We start from the raw sequence: 20,314 nt of genomic DNA on the forward strand, positions 1-20,314 counted from the left end.
GGATCAGCCGTTGAACATGGTGACGATGGGCGGAAGGATCACGAAGACCAGCATGAGAAGCACGGCGAAGGTCACCGGCAGCACCATGGAGGTCGACGCCTCGTTGGCTTGGGCCTTGGCGTCCGAGAGGATCGCGACGCGCAGCTGGCGGGCCTGAGCCTGGAGGGTGGTGTAGACGGCGGCGCCGTCGCCCGCGAGGGCGAGGGTGTCGGCGGGCCGGGTCAGTTCGGGGATGTCGAGTTCCTCGCCGAGTTGCTTGAGGGCGTCCCAGACGGTGACGCCGGCGAGGTCGGCCTCGTAGAACGCCTGTCGCATCCGTTCGAAGATCCAGCCGTCACCGACGTCCGCCGTGTCGGTCAGGGCTTGGGCGGCGCCGCTGTTGGCGATGCGGGCCAGGGCGACGCGGTCGAGGTAGGAGGCGGCGGCGTGCCGTACGACGAGTCGCGCGGCCGCGGCCTCCTTCCTGACCTCTTGGCCGGGCCACAGCCAGAACAGGGCTCCTAGACCGAGGCCTGCGGCGGCCGGCATGACGAACGGCAGGCTCACCCCGAGCATGGACAGGAGCGCACCGGCCAGCTGCGGCAGGACCAGCCCGTACAGCGCGAACAGGGCCCGCTTGCCCAGGTGTTCGGCGGGGCTGATCCGCAGGAGGTTGAGGTCCCTGACGGGCAGGGTGATCCGCTCTCCGAAGCCCGCTAGGAGGCGGGTGCCGACCTTCTCGGGCAGGGACCCGGTGCTGGTGGCAGTGACCCGGGGCCGGCGCGCGATGTGGTCGGCGTCGAGCCGGTCCATGACGGAGACGACGTCGGGCCGGGCCGGCCACAGGGCGCGGATGGCCACGCCGGTGAGGGCTCCGGCGGCCGCCGCGGGCAGAACCGCTTCCATGGGGATCATCGGGCGGCTCCCGTCGCGGTGGCCGGCTCCGCCGGGGTCAGGGGGTTCAGGAGGCGGGGGTCCGGCTTCGTGGCGGCCGCCCGGCGCAGCCAAGACAGCGTCCAGGCGAAGAGGCCGCCGAGGATCGCGAGGGCGATCTGCCCCATGCCGCTCTGGTACCAGGCGGACCAGGCCTCGTTGAGCATGCAGCCGACGAAGACGATGCAGATCACGATCGAGACGATGCGCGAGGACTTGCGGATCTTGGCGCGGTCGGACTCGATGTCGCGGGCGTCGGCGGCCTGCTGGTGGATCGTCACCGCGAGCGCCTCCAGCGCGGACGCGAGGCCGGGGCCCATGTTCGCCGCGTGCGACTGGAAGAGCAACGCGACGTGGTCCACGACCCCGTCGCCGAGCTCGTCCGCGAACAGGGCGAAGGCCTGCTTGGCGTCCATGCCGGAGCGCAGCCGCTCGTCCAACGCCCGCACGTTGGCGGCGATGGGTGCCGGGGCGTTGCGTGCGCTGGCTCGGATGGTCTGCACGAGGCTGATACCCGCGGTGTGGATGCCTGCCAGGCCGTTGAGCCACTGCCCGATCGCCTCCAGGCGCTCGATGCGCTGCTCGGCGGCCGTGCCCGGGTTCAAGAGGAACGGGAAGCCGAGGACAGCGGCGCCTGCGAGGACACCGTGGACTGGCCACCCGGTCCACGCCCACACCGCGAGCACGGTGATACCGGCCGTCGTGACCACGGCGCGCCAGCGGCGCTGCCACGCCTCGGGCAGGCTCGCCTTGGCCGCGCGGATCCGGCTGGCGCGGCGGGAGGCGGGCTTCGCCGGGTCCACGACACGGCCGCGCCACTCGCGTACGGCGATCAGGCCGGCGAGGACCATGACGAGGGCGCACAGCGCGGCTACGAGAGCCAGCTGCGAGGAATTCACCGCACCTCCCGGGTCTCTGGTTCGATCATCAGCTGTGAACCCGCCACACGAGTGGGCCGGCGAGGACCAGCGCCACTCACGTGAGGGTGGCGGCGATGCAGGCGACTGCGCGGGGCACTGGAGTTCTCCAGGTTGGTCATCGCCGCTTCACCAACTTCATGGGCGGGCCCCAGGCGCCTTCGGGGTTCTGGGTCAGCCAGTGGCGGTCGAAGGTGCCGGTGCGCTCCAGGACGTCTATGAAGCTGGGCATGTTGCGGTACACGGCGCGGGGTTCGTCGCCGTGGGGGGCGAAGAGTTCGCTGGTGGTGGGGCGGCCGCCTTCGCCGACGACGTCGTGGACCTCGTAGATGTGGGAGACGAAGCGGTGCTTGCGGCCGCCGATCGCGGTCTCGTCGAGGTAGGTGAGGTAGACGACCACGTCGATCGCGGAGGCGATCAAGTGGTTGGCGGCCTCCGTCTGCATGCCGGCCTCGGTGCACAGCTGCACGAGGCGGGAGATGATCGCGTGGGGGCGGCGGACGTGCAGGGTGCACATGGAGCCGGAGCCGCCCGCGGACATGGCCTGGAGCATGGGGAGGACCTCGGTGGAGCGGACCTCGCCGACGATCACCCGGTTGACGTTGTAGCGCAGGGCGGTGGGGAACATGTCGCCGATGGTGACCTCGCCCGAGGAGCTGCCCGCGCGGACTTCGCCGTTGGACTGGCGGGCCTCGAAGGCGAACGTGAGCGGGCCGGGCTTGTCCGGTGGACCGGGCTCGTCGAGGTAGAGCTCGCGGTCGGACTCCAGGGTCGCGATCCGCTCGCCGGGCGGGATCTCCCGACCGAGGGCGCGCAGGAGGGAGGTCTTGCCGGCGCCCATGTCGCCGACGACCAGGATGTTCAATTTCGCCTGGACGCAGGCCAGGAGGAAGGCCCTCAGCAGCGGGTTGATGGAGCCCCACTGGACGAGCTCGTCGATGCCGTGCTGGCGGATGCGGTGCTTTCGGATGACCACCGACGGGCGGGTGGTGAGCAGGCTCGCGGTGACGCGTGACCCGTCGGGCATGCGGAAGCCGACGTTCGGGGTGGCCTGGGTCAGGGCGCGCTCGCCGTGGCCGGACAGGCCGGCCATGCGGTTGACCCAGGTGATCAGCTCGGCGTGTGAGTCGGCGACGCGGTCGATACTGCGGCGGGGCCGGTCGTAGTACTCGATGTGCGCGCGGAGCCCGTCGACCATGACGTCCTCGACGCCTTCCTCGTCGAGCAGGCCCTGAAGGCGACCACCGCGGAACATGGCGTCGAACACCGCCGCCCCGATGGCGTGTTCCTCAGCCGGCGAGAGCGCGGGCTTGCCGTGGGAGTACTTCGTGGACCACTTGGCGACGGCCTTCGTCACCATGGACCGAGCCTGAGCCCGGCGGTCGTCTTCTTCCAGCAGGCGGCTGGGGTCGTGCGCGGACAGCTCGGCGGAAACCTCGGCCTGGAGGGCCTCGATCACCTCCCAAGCGACCGGCAGTTGGCCGGGCAGCCCGGCCAGCTTCGGGACCGCGCCCGGACTGGCGGCCGCCGCCGGGCGGGCGGGGACCGGCAGGGCGGGAGCCGGGGTGGTGGCCGCCGCAGGCTGGGGGATGCGGGTCGTGCCGATACGGCCGGTGAGCAGGCCGGCGATGTCGGCGGGGCCGTGCGCGGTCGAGCCGTCAGGGCGCTGCTGGGTATCAGCCACGGGGATCCACCCGTCCCTGGCCCAGGCGCTGAAGAACCCCGGCAACCTGAGGAGTGGCCTGTGCCGGGAGGGCGGCCGCCGGCGGCTGGGCGGCCAGAGCCGAAGGAGTCGGCGCTGAGGAAGTCGGCGGGTACTGCTGGTGCAAGGCCCGCCGGGAGGCGGCCGCCTGGAGGTGGCCGAGCGCGGTGCGGGCGGCGCCCAGGAGCGCGGACTTGTGCAGCTTTCGCGGGGCGCCGCCGGTGCCGGCGAGGTAGGCGGCGGTGTCCGGCTCCCAGGGCAGCGCCGCCATGACAGGCAAGCGCAGCGCTTCGGAAACCTCGTGGGGGCGGCGGGGGCCGTTCTCGATGAGGAGGACGCCCAGCGCGCCGGCGCTGTTGCCGCGGTCGGTGAGTTCGTTGCGCAGTGGCTCGGTCATGTGCCGGGCAAGAGCGAGAGACTGGTCGGTGGCACGTACGACGAGTAGCACCAGGTCCGCACCGTGGAGGAGCGGTGCGGGCGTGAGGGTGGAGTGGAGGCGGCCGGACTCCAGGGCCAGGCGCCCGGCGTCAATGATGACGTCGTAGCCGCCTTCGTCGGACAGGACCCGCATGACCTGGGCCAGGGCGGGCCAGCTTCGTTCGAGGGCGGGCGCCTGGGCGGGGTCAGTCAGGCCAGGCAGGACCTGGCGGTTCCCGGATGCGTCGAGGCGGACGAGGTGGTCGGCGAAGGCCTGCGCGAGGGCGTCCTCGCCGGCGCGCTCGGCGACGGCAAGGTGGTAGAGACCGGTCCCGGCCGTGATCTGGGCCTGGAAGAACCCTGCGCGCAGGGTGCCTCCGGCCGGATCGCATTCGGCGAGCAGCGAGGGGCGCGTGGAGGACAGCGTCATCGCGAGGGCGCTGGTGGTCACCCCGGACGACTTCGCGCTCACCAGCGCGGTGACCGTCACGATCCGCTCCGCACGTCGCGGACCAGCGCGATCCGGCCGGAGGATGCACGGGTGGCCAGCAGGGGCCCGTCCGAGGACGCGACCGCGAGGTTGACGACGACGGCGCCGGACGCGTCGGGCCTGCTGACGGCAACGACGACCGCCTTGACCGACGTCGGCGGGGCTTCGGCGCCGTCCTTGCCGGTGGGCTGCTCGCCCTGGGCGGGGACAGTGACTGCGAGGACCTTGTCGCCGGGCACGAGGGAACCGGAGGGGGCCTGGCCACGCTTGACCTGCACGCCGACCTGCTGCTTGTCGTCGCCCAGGCCGGTGCCGGGCTGAAGCTGGCCGGCGACGAGGAGGCTGCCCTTGCGTAGGTCTACGGCAGGGCGCTTACCCACGACGCTCGCGCGGTCGGTGGCGGGCATCGGGGCAAGGGCCCCGTCGGCGGACACCTCCGCGACGACGACGTCCGCGTCCGTCAGCGGCTGTCCGGCCGGAACGTCGTTCGCGATGGCCAGGACCTTCGTGCGGTCACCGACCGCGGACACGGCGGCGGCCGCGCCGAGTGCGGCGGCGACGGCCAGCACGGTGCTCAGGGCTGCCGCGGCGTACCGGCGCTGCCGCTTCACGGGGGCCGCGGTGGTGATGGGGAGTTCGGTGCGGGGGCCGGCTGGACGCGGCACCGGCGGGGCGGCGGGGGTTTCCATTCGGGTTCTGCCTCTCGGGGAAGTGCAGCCGTGCGCGTACTAGTTGAGGACCTGGACCTCGGCGACGTTGATGTCCACGGCGCTCGTGCGGACCTCGGTCAGCTGGCCGCCCTGGGCGCCTCCGGTGACCTGCCAGTCGATGGACCAGGTGGACGTCGCGGTCACGTGGTACGTGCCGGAACCGGTGGTGGAGGACGGCTTGTCGTAGCGGTGGCCGCAGTCCAGGGACGGGTTCTTGCCGTACTCAGGCTTGTAGGGGGTGCCGGCGCTCGTGCATGTGACGGTCTTCCCGTCGCCCATGTTCCACACGATTTTCGACACCCGGGCGGTGGCCGTCACCGAAACGGGGCCGATGGACGCCGAGGCCACGTTCGGGCCGTACGTCTCGGGGCCGGTCTCGGTCCACATGTAGACGGGCATGCCGACCACACCCTTACCACCCGGCTTCGGCGTGATGCCGATCGCCGGGGGTCGCAGGCGCATCTTGTCCACCGCCTGCCGCGCGACGACCGCGGGGTCAATCACCGGACCGCCGCCGCCAGGCGGGGCGTCGGTGAAGATGTTCTTGATGTCGTGCATGCCGGTCTCGTTGTCGAGGCAGTCCTCGATATACATGGAGACACCGGGCTTCCGACCTTCAGGCCCCCACAGGCCGCTGTCGTCCGCAGGCTGCGGGTCGGCCAGGGTGTAGGTGCAGGTGTAGCGGCTGTCGCCTCCACCGGTGTCTCCTCCTCCACCACCTCCACCTCCGCCTCCAGTTCCTCCGCCGGTGCCTCCACCGGGGTCTCCGGGGACGATGACGATCGGACAGACGAAGCCGGTCTCGCATCCCGGCTTCTTTGCTGCTTCGGCTGTGACGGGGAGAGCCAGTGACACGGCGAGGGGGAGGGCAAGAGCGACGTATCGGCGCGCTAGCACGGCTGGTCCGCGTGCAGCTCGTACTTGAGAACCATCCACGAAGCGTCCCAGCGCTCCATCAGGCTCGTGACGACGTACTTGCTGACAGGGCTGGAGGAAACGGGTGCTGGCTGCCCGGTCTTCTTGTCCGTGATCTTCCAATGGGACACGTCCAGGCATGCCGAGACGGACACGTTGGGGGTCTTCTTCTCCAGCTCCGCCCCGGTCACGGTGGCGTTGGAGACCACCGGCTCACCGGTCATGACCCGGCCGTTGGTCTTCAGATTGGCGATCTCCTCCATCGCCGTGTTGAGAGCATCGGCGGCCGCGTACTTCTTGAGGTCTGTGCCCTCGATCGACGGCACCGCATAGGCCTTGGGTAGTTCCGTCCAGTACGCCTTGTAGGCGGTCAGGGCGTCAGCCTTCGCGGCCTCGGTGGGGTCGATCGTGGCTGACTTGCTCGGGGCGGCCGTGGCAGTAGGAGGCGCGTCCTTGTCCTTCTTACTGTCCGAGTCGCTCGACGAGGTGCATGCCGCGGTGAGGCTCACACAGACAAGGAGCAGAAATGCAGGGATGGCTCGGTTGCTGTTGCGGTTCCATCCGAGCTGATCAGGTCGTGCCATGGGTTCCGTTGCCTCCCCGTAGAAAGCCATGCGCCTGGTACAGACCTTTGCGGACTGTTTTTCGGCGGAGTGAAGCGCAACCGCCACAAGCGACCGGACTATTCCCATACGTTACGCAGGAGCGGCCAACATCGAAAGCCATTACCGCAGTTCACAGGTGTACCGATGGCGCAAACTGGTACTTTTCCATCCCGCAGCAGAGCCCTCTAGGAATTCAGTCCGAAGCGTGAGACCTCGACAGTCGAACCAGCCTGCTCGGCATTCACTCGACAACTCAGAATGTCGATTCATCTGCAGTTCGTACAGGCAACCTGAAATGGCTGAATATCGAATATACCTGGCCGAGATCGAACGCAACCATTCCTCAGAGTTCCGAAGCCGCTCTGCCGCAGAACTTCGACAGGTGTGACCTCGCGAAGGGGCGACCACGAGAGCGCACGGCGAGGTCACGTGACTCGTCGAAGGGGCGCGACCAGTCCGCTCTGCCGGATGTGTCCTCATGTCGGGTCGGCGCCCGCTGTACCGGATCGGGTTCATCGACGTATGCTGGTGACAATCTGTTGTTCAGGCAGAAGAAGGCCCCCACCTCACGGTGGGGGCCTTCTTCTTTGGTTCGGCTAGGCGACGCGGTGGAGCTTGGGCCTTCCCTGTGCGGGAGGGACGACCTGGTACTCGGGCAGCTGTAGGGGCGGAAGCTTGCCCGATCGCATGTCGTCCAAGGCCTGCGCGAACGCATCGTCCATGGCCTCGGCGCTCTCGTAGCGCGCCGCGAGGGGGTGCAGGCTGTAGCTGTTGGCGCGCCTGCTGCGCTCGCTCGGCGTACGCAGCACCACGTTCAGCTCGAAGAGGGGGTCCAAGAGCTTGCTCACGGCAGCCGGGCTCACCTTGTACTCGGTCGACATCGCCTGCTGGGAGGGCAGGTTGCCGGATCCGATCTCACTGCGGAAGACGAGATAGGACAGGAACTTCACCGCAGCGGCCCCGATCGGAAGCGCCCAAATCCGTTCGGTCACGAGCGGGGACATCACGGGCTTGGGCATCGGGTGGGGTCTCCTTGGTCGTGTCGTCGAGGTATGCGGGCGGCAGTCATCCTGCCGCTCCCCTGACGGGCGCTTCCTCAAAGTCAAGCATCTGCTGGCCCGGAAGGTACTTCGGCCCGACCTTGTGGGGAAAGGCTTCGGGCTCGTCGCCATGGTCGGACGCGATCTCTTCCAGGACGTTCTTCTGCTCGCCGCTGTTGCCGGCGAACCAGAGGGTCACGTTGAGCCGGATGCGGCCATAACCGGCGCTCTCCAGCCAGCCCCACTCGATAAGCGTCTTGACGGCCTTGTTGACGGTCGGACGGGTGATCTTCTTCGCCCGGGGCAACTCGTCCAGCAACTCGTTGAGTCCGTCGGTGATCTGCTGCTGCGTGTACGAGGCGATGCCGGTGCCCTTCTTCTGGCCACCGGCGACGTACAGGAAGACGCCGGCCTGGGACCGTGAGAGGACTCCGGCGATGAGCAGCTTGGCCATCCACTGGGCGAACCAGTTGGACGTGATGCTGTATCCGATCTCGCCGGCCATGTTGTGGATGCTGCGAGGGTCGGTGTCGCCGTAGTCGATGTTGATCTGGACCTTGGGCCCCCCGCGGGTTGCCCTACCTCTGGCTGGCGGAGGGGCGACGTTGGTCGCCTGTCCGATGTGGCCGGCCAGCAGGCTGACGATGTCGTCGAGGACGTCGTCTCCGTTGCGGGGCACCTCGGCGGGTGCGGCGTGGTTGTGCCGGCGCTGTGCTCGCGCCGGCGGTTCAGGCGTCACTGAGCCCCTCCTCTGCTGTTCAGGCAGGGGGAGCCTATCCCAAAAGTTTCCCTGAGCTTAAGTTTTGACGGCGCGTCGCTTCGAGGAGTTCGCGAGTCGAGCTCCTCGATGAGGCGCCAGAACTTTCCACCACGGAAAGTTCTGGCGCCTCATCCCGTCCAGAACTTTCCACGAGGTTAAGAATTGCGGGGCCACCACAGGCCTTCGCGCAGCCCCTGCGGGCATCCGCTATCGGAACTTTCCTTCAGCGAAAGTTCCGGTGCATCCTGGAGCCAGAACTTGCCATCAGGTTAAGTATCGCAATCCTGGCCGACACACATACCTCTTCAGCGGCGCCCTGCAGGCAGCACTTTGAGGCCATGTGCAGGGGTGACCCAACGCACTGACCTGTGGATTGTCGGCGGTGTTCGCCGACCGGCCCAACTTTCCTTCACGTTAAGTTTCGAGGCGATGTGTCATCGCTGGCTTAACACATTCGACCCTCAAGTGTGTCCGCCAGGCACTCTCAGATCAGGAAAGATGCAGGTCAAAGGGTTGCTTGGGTTCCGCTCTCTTAATAAAGAGACGGATCCATCAACGGTCCGCGCTTTGGGCTCTGACGCCCCTCAGTTCCAACGGACTTGGCTCGGCCAAGCAACGACTCACGGTTACTGAGCACCCTGATCCCCCGCCACGCCGTTCGTACCGGTACCACCGAATGCGAGCCGGAGCGGCTAGTCCGACAAACGACCTCGGTCAGTGGCCACCCGCACCACATCGGAGCTCAGCCACGTTCATCGTCTTGACACCACGTAGGGTCGCAGTCGGCAGTGAAGTGAAGCGCCCCGGCGGGGCACCGCAAGCCCGCCAGGGCTGAGGAGCTACCGCTCTTGGCCGTGCAGGTAGCGGCCGAAGGAAGCTGACAAGATGCCTTCGATCAGGCTGCTGCCGCGACAGCGCCCTGGATCCAGGCGTCCACCGGTTCGGCCGACCCAAGGACCGGTGTGAAGACGGGCTCGAACGGGCCGTGGGCATGAAGTTGGTCGAGAGTCGTGACGCCAGCCCGCAGCGGGCTGGAAGCGAGTGCCGGGTCGCTGGCGGCGAGACTGCGCAGGTCCGCGATTCGGCGGGCGAGGCGGTCCTCGGAGGCCCCGGTCAGGACGAGCAGGAGCCGGGGGAACGCCGGGTACCGGTAGCGCCAGGCCGGCGTCGCGGCCTGGCGCCGGGGGCCTCGATTGCCCTTGGCGGTCTGGGGCTGGGGCGCGTACTCGTGGTAGGCGGCGTACGCGTGCAGTTTCTGGGCGAGGCGGGCGATCGTCATCTGGGTGCGGTCGACCTCCACGAAGAACGTGAGCAGGGTGCGCTGCTTGGCTGCCGTGTGGACGTAGTTGAGGACCGCGTCCGGGACGAGGCACAGCTCCTCCCCCGGGCGGGACTCGTCGCGGTAGTAGTGGGCGATCTCAGGAGACCAGTCCAAGGGGCCGCACTCGTGGCCGAGGCGGCGCGCGTGCTCGACGAACGCCGCTCCGGCTTCTACGACCGCGAGGGTGTGCTCCTGGAGCGGACCCAGAGCGGCCTCCGGGCTCATCCGGTACGCGCGGGACTGGAGCAGGCCCACGGCTTCGACGGCCTGGGCTCCCTTCTCGGTCAGCCACCAGAGCAGTTCGGTCTGGCCAGTGCTACGCCGGCCTACGGCCTCGGCGAAGCCGACCTGGCGGAGGGTGTGGAGCTGGCGACGAAGGTACTCGGTGCGGGTGTGGTGCGGGGTGACGAGCCGGTGGAGCTGGCGGGTGGAGACCAGGCGGTGCTGGTAAAGGACCTGGGCGGCCTGCTGGGCGACCTGGCCCAGCCCGGTGGGGGCGGACTGCGGGTAGGGCATGGGAACTTCCCTTCTAGTCGATGACGCTGGTGGGGTCTCCGGCGCTCAGGCCGCCGGGGCGCCGGCCTGTGTGATGGGCTAGGACGACGGCGTCGAGCTCTTCCAGGTCGGCCAGGATGTCGCCGAGCGGGCGGCGGCTGAGATTGCTGTCGATCGCCTGGTCGAGGGCGGGGACGCCGGCAGGGTTGTCGTAGTGCGCGAAGACCTCGTCCACGGGCAGGCCGCGAACCCGGAAGGGCGTGGTCCTGGAGCCGTTGAGGTTCACGGACATCACGTAGTGGTACTTCGGGAGTTCGGTGATCGTCTCGGGGCTCACGTGGCCGTTCCACCGCTTGGCGACGAAGGCGGCCTCGTCGTAGTCCGCGGCGCAGGTCGACAGCCAGGACTGGTTCTGCAGGAGGGCCTGGCGGGTGACGGCGGAGAGCCTGAGCGCCATCTGGGTCATGCCGATGAAGCGCACCTCGTACTTCCTCAACTGCTCGGCGATGGCGGCGAGGAAACCCTTGCTGGAGGAGTCGAGTGCGGTGAGCTCGTCGCCCCACGCCCAGAAGGTCTTCCTCTGCTCGCGTGGGGTGTCCTGTCGGGAGAGGCCGGCGCGGTGCAGGTCGTGGATGAGGAGGCAGCTGACCAGGGCGTCGCTCTCGCTGCCGGATGGGCAGACGAAGACGACCTTGCCGGTGTCCATGGCGTGCCGGACGTCGTACGCGGAGCGAGGGCTGCCGAAGAACCCCTGGAGGGACTGGCTGGTGTCGAGGCGGTCGATGGCGTAGGTGACGGTCGGCACCGCGTCCGGGCCGAGCTTGGGGAACGTGGTCTCCCAGTACGCGCGGACACGGTCCGGCAGCTTGCGCAGGAGTCCCTCGCGCCAGTCCTCGTCGGTGAGCCAGGTGCGCAGCTGGAAGAGCGTGCACTGCGCCCCGGGGTGGCCAGCCTGGACGGCCAGGAGGTTGAGCAGGGCCAGCGCCTGGGAGGCACGCGCCAGGATGGTCCGTGCGCGGGGTGCGTTGTCGCCCCAGTCCTGCGCCGCGGCGATGCCCTCGGTGACGGAGCGGACGATGTCCTGGACGTCGGAAAGGGTGCGTCCCTCCATCGACAGGGGGTTCCAGGAGACGACGGGCCGGTCCGGGGAGGCCTTGGCGAGGTTGATCTCCCAGAGCCTGTCGAGAATCTTCGGGTGCGCGAGGTAGGGCTTCGCGCGGGCCCAGGCCTCGCCGTGCGGGTCGAGGAACCAGCAGCCGTAGCCGGAGTGCGCCATCGCGATGCACTGCACGAGGGCTTCCTCGGTCTTGCCGTGGCCGGCCTTGCCGAGCTGGAGGCCGAATAGCAGGTCCTGTACCCGGGCGGCGGCGATCCGCTCACGGCCGTCGGGGTAGACCACGGCGCCGAGCGGGATCAGGTCGCGCTGCCCGGTGTAAACGGGGAGGTCGGCCGGGGCCGGCGGGACCAGGCCGCCGGTGCGGACCACGCTGGAGGCGGTGCACTTCACCGTCGGCGGCTTGAGCCAGCCGGCCAGCTCGGGCACCGTCAGCCACTGCCGACGATGCGGGGCGAACTCCCCACTCGCAAACCGGCGCTCGAACTTGCCGATGGACCATCGGCGGGGCCGGTGAGCCTTGAGGTAGTTCTCCCCCGAGGTCATCGACAGCGCGGCGATCAGCTGGTGCATCCGGGCCAGGGCCAGCTGCGGGTGGGCGGCCTCAGTGCGCAGCAGGATCTGCACGGCGAACACGGCGCCCGCACTGGGTTCAAGCTTGCCGACGCCGTCGCGCAGGTCGGTCTGCCGCGGGATCCGCTCGGAGCGGTTGGACGTGCCGGCCCCGCCGGACCAGGCGGAGGTCATCGACCCCCAGAAGCCCCCTCCGCCGAGGCCGCCGGTGAGGCGCTCACCGTACGCGGACGGACCCCGGCGAGCGGCCCGGGCCATCAGGCGGCGCCGGCGGCGGGCCAGGCGCCGCTCGGAGACGGGGACCAGGTCGAAGGCCACCTCGGCCTTCTCCCCGTCCTCGGTGCGCACGGAAGCCATGGCCGCGGCCAGCTGCTGGAGCGGGTCGGGGCTCAGACCGAGGGAGGCCAGGGCCTTGTAGTCAGGCAGGCCCAGGGCGAGCTCGGCGCGCTGCACGTACCGGCGCCCGCTCGCCTGGGCGGTGGTCGCCAGCGCTGGCTTGGCGAGGGAGATGACGGCGGTCACGGCGTTCCTCCCCGGCCGTTGAAGCGGACGGGCCGGATGTCGGCCTGGCCGTGCTGGGTACGGACCTCGACCTCGGCGAAGCCGGGCATGTTCAGGATCGCGGCTGCGGCGGCCGGGCCTTCGATGTAGCAGCGCATCCTTCCTTCCACGGCGGTGTACCGCAGGCGCACCGCGGATCCGCGGGCCGGGACACCGTCGGCGGCGTAGTACACGCGCCCGAGCTGGCGGGCCCACCGGCCAACTTCGCCTTCACCGGGGTCGAACGTGGCGGTCGGGATCACCTCGACCTGGACCCGGTCGGCGAGCGCTTCCCGGACGAGCGCAGCGCGCCGGATCGTCCACCACACCCAGACCACCGCCCCAACAACGCCGAGGGCGACGAGGTACGGCGCGGCCGCGCTCAGGACGGCCTGGAGCTCGGCAAGCAACTCGTCGACCGGCAGGTCCGGGAAGCTCATGTCGGCCGGACCGAGGTCGGCCGGGCCGGGACGGTGTGGTGCACGGTTCCTCCAGGAGGTGGGAAGAAGCCCTTCACCTGGACCAAGTACGAGAAGGCGCCCCGTTCAGACTTCCGGCCCGAATGCTTTGCGATCCCTTTGCAACCGAAGCTGGATGCGAAGGCTCGTCTGTCCGTTGTCATCCAACCAAGGCGTCTTGACAGCGAACACAGTTGTTGCGGCTTCCTGGCCAGCGAACCTAGGGGCGTGAGGCGAGGAGTCGGGCCGCGGCGGCTTCTAGCTCAGCGCGAAGCACCCGCTGGCATTCCAGCGGTGCGCACACCGCAAAGGCGTAGTTGTGAATCTCGCCGGACAAGAGCACTTGGAGATACTCGGGCCCACCCGCTTCTTCACGGCCCAACAGGATTTCGACGGTGAGCCGAGTACCGTCCGTGAGCCGGCGCGATCCGCTCTGCGGTTCGCTGTCGACCAGCGTGAACTCCTTCTCATACCAGCCTTCGGGTGGGCAGGCCAGCAGCCACTGGGCGAACGCGGCGGCCCGCGGTGCGCCACCCATCAGTGTCGTGCGTCCGATGAAGTACGCGTCGAGGCACCAGGTACCGTCCGGATCCTTATTGATCGCCAACCACGGGTCGTCAACAGGCGTGCCAGCGCAATGGCTGCCACGCCATCCGAACCGAAACCCTGCCTCATCGTGCTCGCCGGACACGGTCCATCCTTCTTTCTCCCCGAACTGCCGTTGGCAGTCCACCTGACGCAGGTCGTCGGTCAATGGACATAGTCCGGCCAGGTCAGCGCATCGCCGACGACTACTTCTCTGTCAAGTTCAGCGTGTTGAACTGAAGCAGTCCGCCCAGCTGACCGGCCGGTGCGGCCTCGCGCAGGGGGTCGGCGATCCTTACCCTGTCCCGGCGGCGCAATGGAGCTGGAAGTCGACGACGACGCAACTAACCTGTCCGTCTTCGGTGCGGCCGGTCCAGACGGGGTAGGCGCCGTCGCCCTGGCCGGCACGGAAGGCGATGAGATTCGGCTCGGGCTCTGTGCCGGGCAGTTCGACGCTGAAATGGCTGTCGCTGTCGAGGGGTATGAAAATGTCGTCGTCCAGCTGGTCTTCGGTCACGGTCCGCGTCGCATCCATGAAAGCCGCTGTGCCGGTATCCACGCCAACCCCGTAGAACTGGCCCTCGCCGAGCAGCCCCAGGTCCTCGTCGGGCCGGAGGGTCATTTCCCACTTATGGGGAGGGACGTCCAGGAACGTCACTCTGGCCGCGGCGACATCGGCCCCGTGTTTCGTGCGCAATAGCGACAGTGTGACCGGGAAGTCGCCTAGCGGCACTGCGACGGTCCGCAGGTTGCTGATCCATCCGGGGTCCGAGACCGCCAGCTGCCCTGAGGTGATCCGCAGCATGCCAGCGTCAATGGGCTCGACGACGGCCGGCCCCTCCCGGGTGTCGCACGCACCCGGATTGAACAGTTGCTCAATTCCGGTGGCGCGCAGCGGTCCCGATCCTTCGTCCACCGACCTGTCGTTCAGGACTACGGTCGTGGCGGCCTCGTGGCCCTGCTGGGTGAGGAGCGGAGCGAACACTTGCCAGTCGCCGAATTCCGGTGCGGGACAGAGGAAGTCCTCGATGGGCGTCGCGAACCGCCGTCCGGGGACGCTCGACGGGTCGGATGCTCCATCGTGCGATGACTCCGGCGATCCGCCCCGCGGTCCGGCGAACTCGGACTTCACCTCGATCTGTCCGTCGGCTGAGACGGTGGTGGTCTCTTGAACATCCCACTTCCCGTACAAGTGCGCCTGATCGTTGGGAAACTGCCATCGGGTGTTCCGCTGAGTCAGCAACATCCCCGTGCCGTGCGGCTTGAGGTCGATCATCTGCATGCACCAAGCCCTGTCGTCGAACAGATACACACGCCACATCCGCCCCGGCCAGTATTCGACCAGTGCCAGCGGTTGCTCCCGCGCGGACAGCAGAACCGCGTAGTCCTTCCCGGCCGCATGCTTGCGTGCCGCGAGCGCGCGTGACATCGGGCTCCGATGGGTCATTCCCCGATAGGAACCCCACATCTCGCCGTACGACACATCAAGACTGTCGAAGATCACAGCCGAACATCTCCCCCGTGGCACCAGCGACCCCCGAGCAGTGCGTTCGACGGGTGAAGCCTGTGCGCGACGCCCTGCCCTTCCGAAACTTCGTCGTGCCGCAGTCTGCCACTGAGGTATGACACAGAGTTGTGGGAGGCCTGCAACCTGGGGTTACCGACGAAATGTGCTTCGTCGGTCATTCCTCCACGCAAGGGCACACCCCCGGGTTCAGCAACCGGAACCGTACTCACCTCGGCCCAGGCCGTGAGCGACGGGGGTCGCCCGTAGGGTTGCCGACGGGCAGCGTCGTCCAGACGTGTACTGACTTCGGCGTGTCAGGGTGAACTGTGGGGAGGTCAGTAGCGCCCAGGGTCGGCGGGATTCACCAGCGCCCTGAGGGTGCAGCTGCTGTTCAGGCCCGGGTGGTGAGTCGCGCGAGTGCCACGTCGTAGCGTGTTTGGACCTCTGGACTCGGGGCTGCGCGCAGGAGGGCGGCGAGTGCTCGTACCGTGCCGTCGTCATAGCGGGCGGCTTCCGCTTCCCGGGCCGCGAGGTCGAGTTGGGCGGCGCCGTCGGTGTGGTGGCCGAGTCCGACGAGTGCTTCGCCCTTGATGATGAGCAGCAGGATGTGGGGGATGTCGGTGGCGCCGGGCCGGAAGTTGAAGTCGATGGCGCGGGTAGCGGTGGCGAGGGCTTGGTGCCAGTGGCCGGCGTCGGCCTGGTGGCGGGCGAGGTGCTGGGTGGCGAGGCGTTCGACCCTGCGGTCACCGATGCGGCGGGCCAGGTCGGCGGCGCGCTCGCAGCTGGTGGCGGCCTGGTCCAGGTCGCAGAGGGCGGCTTGGGCCATGGCGAGGACGATCAGGGCGTTGGCCTCGGCGAAGGCGTCGCCGGCGCGGGCGGCGAGCGCGGAGGCGGCCTCCAGATGGACGAGTGCCTCGGGGGTGCGGTCTTCCTCGGTGAGGACCCAGCCCAGCACGTTGAGCACCCGTGCCTCCCCGTGCTCGTCGGCGTCGGCCCGCGCGGCGGCGAGGGCGGTTTCCAGGAGCGGGGCCCAGCCGTCGCGCACCCGCCAGACCATGAGTGGCCACATCGTCATGACGATGCGCCAGGTGCGCTCGTGCAGGAGGGCGGCGTCGGCGGCGTTGATCGCCTGGGTGAGGTTGCCGCGCTCGGCGGTGAACCAGGCGACGGCGGCGTTCCGGTCGCCGAACTGGCGCACTGCGGTGGGTGTCAGGAAGTCGGCGGGGAGGGGGAAGCAGTCCTCGGAGCCGGGTTCGGCCGCCGCGACGGCGGCGGTGGCGGTGGTGATGTAGTGGTCGAGGACGCGCTTGAGGGTGTCGGGGTGGGCGTCCAGGCCCCGGGCGTACAGCCGCACGAGGTCGTGCATCGTCCAGCGGCCGGGCGCGGTCTCGGTGAGCAGGTGTGCGGCCGTCAGGCGGTCCAGGGCTGTGTCGGCGGCGGTCGGGTCGGTGCCGACCAGGGCGGCGGCGGTGTAGCGGTCCAGGTGGGTGCCGGGGTGGCGGCCGAGGGCGGCGAACACGTCCGTTACGGGCGCGGGGAGTTGGCGCAGCGTCAGGTGGAGTGCGGCGCGGACGCCGGTGTCCTCCAGGTCCAGCAGGCCAAGGCGGCGGGTCTCGTCGGCGAGCTCGTCGGCGAGTGCGGCCAGGGTCCAGCCGGGCCGCCCGGCGAGGCGGGCGGCGACCACCCGCAGCGCCAGCGGCAGTCCGCCGCACAGGTCCGCGAGGCGCAGTGCGGCGGCCTCCTCGGCGTGGACCCGGTCGGCGCCGAGGAGGCGGGCCAGGAGGGCGGTGGCGTCCTGGGGGGCGAGGACGTCCAGGGGGACGGGGCAGGCGGTGTCGGTGACGATCAGCCCGGGCAGGCGGTGGCGGCTGGTGACGACGGTGACGCAGCGGTCGCCGCCGGGCAGGAGCGGGCGGACCTGGTCGGAGTCGCGGGCGTTGTCGAGGACGACCAGCAGCTGCCGGTCGGCGGCCAGGGAGCGGAACAGGGCGGCCGCGGCCGGCTCCGACTCCGGTATCCGCTCGGGCGCAATGCCAAGGGCCAGGAGGAACTCGCGCAGCACCTCGGCGGCGGACGGCTCGCCCATGTCGCTGAAACCGCGCAGATCGGCGTAGAGGCGGCCGTCGGCCAGGCCCGCGGGGTCGTGGCGGGCCCAGTGCAGGACCAGGGCGGTCTTGCCGACCCCGGCGGGCCCCACCACCAGGCACACCGGGGCCTCGCCCGCGGTGGCCCGGGTCAGCGCGTCGAGCTCGGCCGCCCGGCCGTGGAAACCGCGCGGCGCGCGCGGCAGCAGATCGGGGGCGTTCACAGTGGCCTCCGATGCCGGGGCGGCCGCCGGGACGTCCGGCGACGGGCTGAGCGGTGGTGCTGGGGCGTCCGTGGTGCGGATGGGGCGGCGCCGGCCCACACTCGCGGCGTCCTCCAGCTCCCGGGCGCCGGCCGCATCCAGGCCCAGCGCCTTCGCCAACGCCTGCACGGTACGGCGCTGCGGCCCGCGGGAGCGGCCCTTCTCCAGGTAGGACAAGCCCCGCACACTTACCCCGGCCGCGTGCGCCAAGTCCTCCTGACTGAGCCCGGCCCGGCGGCGCAGGGCGTGCAGCAGCGTACCGAAGGAGTAGTCGGCCGGTGTGGTCGAGGCCATGCTGATGATCTTCCCGTGTTCGACGTGGCCCCGCCGAACCGCGAACCCAACCGGCAAAAGTATGCGCCACCTAGTTGTGCCGGTGAAAGTGCCTGGTTCACGCCCCTCCGCCCGAGTTGGATCGAAGCCTGAGGAAGACGGCCCCGGAGCCACCCGGAAGCCCTCCTCCGCCGACCCTTCGTCCCGCCGGGACCCGAGGGGCCCGGCGGGACGAAGGGTCGGCGGCCGCTTCCTCTCCATCCGTCCCGCGAGGACGCCCCTGCCCCGACGCAGCGGCAGGCGCTCGCGCGGGGGTCCTCGCCGTGCGGCCCACACCCGCGCGCAAGAATTCCAGGAGAACCACCCGATGCGCCTGCATCCGACATCCAACACGCACCGAACCGGAAAGCAGCTCGCGGTCCTGCTGCTCGCCCTGGTGTCCGCGTGCAGCGTCCTCTTCGGGGCCGCCGCCCCCAAGGCCAACGCGGAGACCAGCCAGCGGTTCACCACTATCGACTGGCACATGTACCACGGGCTTTCAGACGGCAGCTCATACGCGGCCCGAGACTTTGATAGCTACAACGCCATGGTGAACGCGCTGCGCAACGCCGCCGGCCACCAGATGGCAGGCGTCAGCAACAGCCCGGGCTACATGGACACCCCGACCCGGACCAACAGCAACCGTGTCATCCGGGTCCTGGTCTGGACCCACGAGGCGGACGGCAACCGCGCGCACCTCGCGCTGTACTTCAACGTCGACAACCTCTACTTCCTGGGCTTCTCCGCCCGCGGCCAGCACTACCGCATCGTCCCCCGCCCCAACCAGGCCGACCGCGCGTACACCAACCACCTGCCGGAGGAAATCCGAAACGCCTACGGCCTGGCGACGGCCCCCCTGTTCAACCAGATCACCGGCGACGGCAGCTACCAGCAGATGTCGGCTCCCGCGGATTGGCGGGCGAATCAGACCTACAACGCGCAGATGGTGTACGCGCGGCTACAGACCCTCACCAACCTCCGGGTCGAAGACCGCAACGCCGTTGGGTTGAACCAGTCCATGGCCTACATCATCGGCGCCACCGCCGAGGCCGCCCGCTTCGGCTGGATCCAGAACCGCGTCGCCCAGAGCATCTTCCGCGGCGGTGACCCGGCCTACACGGATCGGCCGTCCCACCTCGGCAACTTCGGCACCGACCTCGAAACCAGCTGGAGCGACCTGTCCCGCATGGCGCACCGGACCGCGGCCCACCGCACCGACCGGGGCGTGACGATCGACGGACGCCGGTACGAGAACGTGACCGAGATCGGGAACCCCACCAATGGTCAGCCCCGCCTGACCCCCTTCCTCGGCCTGTACGCCAGCGGACAGGGCTAACCGCCACAGTGCCGGGCAACCGGCCGGGCCCGGTCCACCACGGACCGGGCCCGCCTTCGCGTACATCCGCACCCCGCTTACTGACTTCGGCTTGTCAGGATGAGGTTGGGGTGTCGAGGGTCAGGCCGGTGCCGGCTATGAAGCCGTCGAGGGTGTCGGGCCGGTACTGGAGGCGTTTGAGCCGGTTGCGGACGAGTGCTTCAAGCCGGTCGAGGGCCATGACGGCGAGGTTGGACAGACTGCGTTTGACGTGCGCCCAGACCCACTCGACAGGGTTGAGGTCGGGCGCGTACGCGGGCAGGAGGAAGACCGTCAGCCACGCGCGCCGGGCGACCAACTCGCGCACGGCGCGGGAGACATGGGTGTTCAGCCGGTCCCAGACCAGCACAATCGGCGCTTTGACGAGCTGGTGGACACCGTCGACCAGGGCGATGAAGTCCCGCTCGCTCATGCTGCGGCGCTTGCCCTTACCCGCGGGGTGGGTGACCAGCCGGTGGCACAGCCGGGTACGGGAGCCGGGACGCATCGCGATCAGCCCGGCCACGGACAGGCGTCCAGCCCGGTGGCCGCTGACCGTGACGACCGGGGTTCGGCCACGCCGGCCCCATGTGCCCCCTGGGCGGTCGGCGGGTGAAGCCTGCCTCGTCCTCGAAGCAGATGTAACCCCCGCAGGCCGCCCGGGTCCTTTTACCTCCGCCCAGGTCACCTCGTTCCACTCGGTGACAGCCTGCTCGTTGCGCTCGGCGACCCGCCGGGCGGGGACCTGTGGGCTGAAGCCGAGCCTGTGCATCAGCCTCGTAGCCCCTGACACGCTGTACGTGACGTGGAACTTCCGCCTGATCAGCGTGACCACCCGCGCCGCGGTCCACACCTGGTCCTCCACCCAGCCGTGCACCGCGGGTCCCCGCTCCAGATAGGCGGCCAGCTTCACCAGGCAGCGCGGGGACAAGCGGCACCGCGACCCGCCCGGCCCCCGGGAGTTCAACGCCTCGGCTCCGCCCTCGCGCCACAACTGGTGCCACTGGTAAGCGGACTTCACGCTCACCCGCAGACGCCTAGCCACCTCCGTCGGCTTGACCCTCTGCTCGAACAGCTCGGCCGCCCGCATCCGAACCGACTCCCGGCGCACCCGTCCTGCAGCGGTCAACCCGCCACCATCCGCATATCTCACACGCCACCGGATACCGTCACCACACCACGCCCATCAGGCATTTCCGCACAGTTCACCCTGACGCGCCGAAGTCAGTAGCGGCCCCGC

17 protein-coding genes are annotated in these 20,314 nt (G+C 69.5%); 1 reads left to right on the top strand and 16 read right to left on the bottom strand.

All coding sequences use genetic code 11. The annotated features are described in order from the left end of the window. Positions 1-3: 3 nt before the first annotated feature. From OG624_RS42500 to OG624_RS42570, 15 genes are all read right to left on the bottom strand, one after another. On the bottom strand, positions 4-894 hold the full coding sequence (locus OG624_RS42500) for a type II secretion system F family protein (RefSeq protein ID WP_331719634.1): 891 nt from the start codon (positions 892-894) through the stop codon (positions 4-6). Further along, positions 891-1,811: a type II secretion system F family protein gene (locus tag OG624_RS42505; RefSeq protein WP_331719635.1), complete on the bottom strand. Its 921-nt coding sequence runs from the start codon at positions 1,809-1,811 to the stop codon at positions 891-893. The genes OG624_RS42500 and OG624_RS42505 overlap by 4 nt, the downstream gene beginning before the upstream one ends. A gap of 136 nt (positions 1,812-1,947) precedes the next feature. Further along, positions 1,948-3,513 (bottom strand): CpaF family protein, encoded by a 1,566-nt coding sequence (locus tag OG624_RS42510; RefSeq protein WP_331719636.1) that lies wholly within the window; start codon positions 3,511-3,513, stop codon positions 1,948-1,950. After that, a complete protein-coding gene (locus OG624_RS42515) occupies positions 3,506-4,438 on the bottom strand; it encodes a hypothetical protein (protein WP_331719637.1) in 933 nt (310 codons plus the stop codon). Before OG624_RS42515 ends, OG624_RS42510 begins: the two co-directional genes overlap by 8 nt. Continuing rightward, positions 4,435-5,127 (bottom strand): SAF domain-containing protein, encoded by a 693-nt coding sequence (locus tag OG624_RS42520; protein ID WP_331719638.1) that lies wholly within the window; start codon positions 5,125-5,127, stop codon positions 4,435-4,437. The genes OG624_RS42515 and OG624_RS42520 overlap by 4 nt, the downstream gene beginning before the upstream one ends. A gap of 39 nt (positions 5,128-5,166) precedes the next feature. Then, positions 5,167-5,742, bottom strand: coding sequence for an ATP/GTP-binding protein (locus OG624_RS42525; RefSeq protein ID WP_331719639.1), 576 nt, complete (start codon positions 5,740-5,742; stop codon positions 5,167-5,169). Between the two features lie 296 nt (positions 5,743-6,038). After that, complete coding sequence (locus OG624_RS42530) at positions 6,039-6,572, bottom strand: hypothetical protein (protein ID WP_371640972.1); 534 nt, start codon at positions 6,570-6,572, stop codon at positions 6,039-6,041. Positions 6,573-7,264: 692 nt separating this feature from the next. Continuing rightward, positions 7,265-7,687, bottom strand: coding sequence for a hypothetical protein (locus tag OG624_RS42535; protein ID WP_331719641.1), 423 nt, complete (start codon positions 7,685-7,687; stop codon positions 7,265-7,267). 46 nt (positions 7,688-7,733) lie between these two features. Further along, complete coding sequence (locus OG624_RS42540) at positions 7,734-8,447, bottom strand: hypothetical protein (RefSeq protein WP_331719642.1); 714 nt, start codon at positions 8,445-8,447, stop codon at positions 7,734-7,736. Between the two features lie 916 nt (positions 8,448-9,363). Next, positions 9,364-10,305, bottom strand: a complete 942-nt coding sequence (locus OG624_RS42545; RefSeq protein ID WP_331719643.1) for a replication-relaxation family protein — start codon at positions 10,303-10,305, stop codon at positions 9,364-9,366. 13 nt (positions 10,306-10,318) lie between these two features. Beyond that, positions 10,319-12,493, bottom strand: coding sequence for an ATP/GTP-binding protein (locus OG624_RS42550; protein WP_331719644.1), 2,175 nt, complete (start codon positions 12,491-12,493; stop codon positions 10,319-10,321). Continuing rightward, a complete protein-coding gene (locus OG624_RS42555; protein WP_331719645.1) occupies positions 12,490-12,951 on the bottom strand; it encodes a hypothetical protein in 462 nt (153 codons plus the stop codon). The genes OG624_RS42550 and OG624_RS42555 overlap by 4 nt, the downstream gene beginning before the upstream one ends. 238 nt (positions 12,952-13,189) lie before the next feature. After that, complete coding sequence (locus OG624_RS42560; protein WP_331719646.1) at positions 13,190-13,723, bottom strand: hypothetical protein; 534 nt, start codon at positions 13,721-13,723, stop codon at positions 13,190-13,192. A 126-nt stretch (positions 13,724-13,849) separates the two neighbouring features. Continuing rightward, positions 13,850-15,058: a DUF4241 domain-containing protein gene (locus OG624_RS42565; protein ID WP_331719647.1), complete on the bottom strand. Its 1,209-nt coding sequence runs from the start codon at positions 15,056-15,058 to the stop codon at positions 13,850-13,852. Between the two features lie 394 nt (positions 15,059-15,452). After that, entirely contained in the window at positions 15,453-17,702 is a 2,250-nt protein-coding gene (locus OG624_RS42570) for a helix-turn-helix domain-containing protein (protein WP_331719648.1), read from the bottom strand. A gap of 346 nt (positions 17,703-18,048) precedes the next feature. Between OG624_RS42570 and OG624_RS42575 the strand changes: the two genes are divergently transcribed. Further along, the gene (locus OG624_RS42575) at positions 18,049-19,056 is read left to right on the top strand and encodes a ribosome-inactivating family protein (protein WP_331719649.1); all 1,008 of its coding nucleotides are present in this window, start codon (positions 18,049-18,051) and stop codon (positions 19,054-19,056) included. Positions 19,057-19,150: 94 nt separating this feature from the next. Here OG624_RS42575 and OG624_RS42580 read toward each other — a convergent pair whose 3' ends face one another. Next, the gene (locus OG624_RS42580) at positions 19,151-20,227 is read right to left on the bottom strand and encodes an IS630 family transposase (RefSeq protein ID WP_442759693.1); all 1,077 of its coding nucleotides are present in this window, start codon (positions 20,225-20,227) and stop codon (positions 19,151-19,153) included. Positions 20,228-20,314 lie beyond the last annotated feature (87 nt).

The sequence above is a fragment of the Streptomyces virginiae genome (assembly GCF_041432505.1).
GTDB lineage: Bacteria > Actinomycetota > Actinomycetes > Streptomycetales > Streptomycetaceae > Streptomyces > Streptomyces virginiae_A.

Bases quoted from the DNA above. Each gene is read 5' to 3' on its own strand.
- OG624_RS42500 (WP_331719634.1), bottom strand. From the start codon at position 894: ATGATCCCCATGGAAGCGGTTCTGCCCGCGGCGGCCGCCGGAGCCCTC.
- OG624_RS42520 (WP_331719638.1), bottom strand. From the start codon at position 5,127: ATGGAAACCCCCGCCGCCCCGCCGGTGCCGCGTCCAGCCGGCCCCCGC.
- OG624_RS42525 (WP_331719639.1), bottom strand. From the start codon at position 5,742: ATGTATATCGAGGACTGCCTCGACAACGAGACCGGCATGCACGACATC.
- OG624_RS42535 (WP_331719641.1), bottom strand. From the start codon at position 7,687: ATGCCCAAGCCCGTGATGTCCCCGCTCGTGACCGAACGGATTTGGGCG.
- OG624_RS42545 (WP_331719643.1), bottom strand. From the start codon at position 10,305: ATGCCCTACCCGCAGTCCGCCCCCACCGGGCTGGGCCAGGTCGCCCAG.
- OG624_RS42555 (WP_331719645.1), bottom strand. From the start codon at position 12,951: ATGAGCTTCCCGGACCTGCCGGTCGACGAGTTGCTTGCCGAGCTCCAG.
- OG624_RS42570 (WP_331719648.1), bottom strand. From the start codon at position 17,702: ATGGCCTCGACCACACCGGCCGACTACTCCTTCGGTACGCTGCTGCAC.
- OG624_RS42575 (WP_331719649.1), top strand. From the start codon at position 18,049: ATGCGCCTGCATCCGACATCCAACACGCACCGAACCGGAAAGCAGCTC.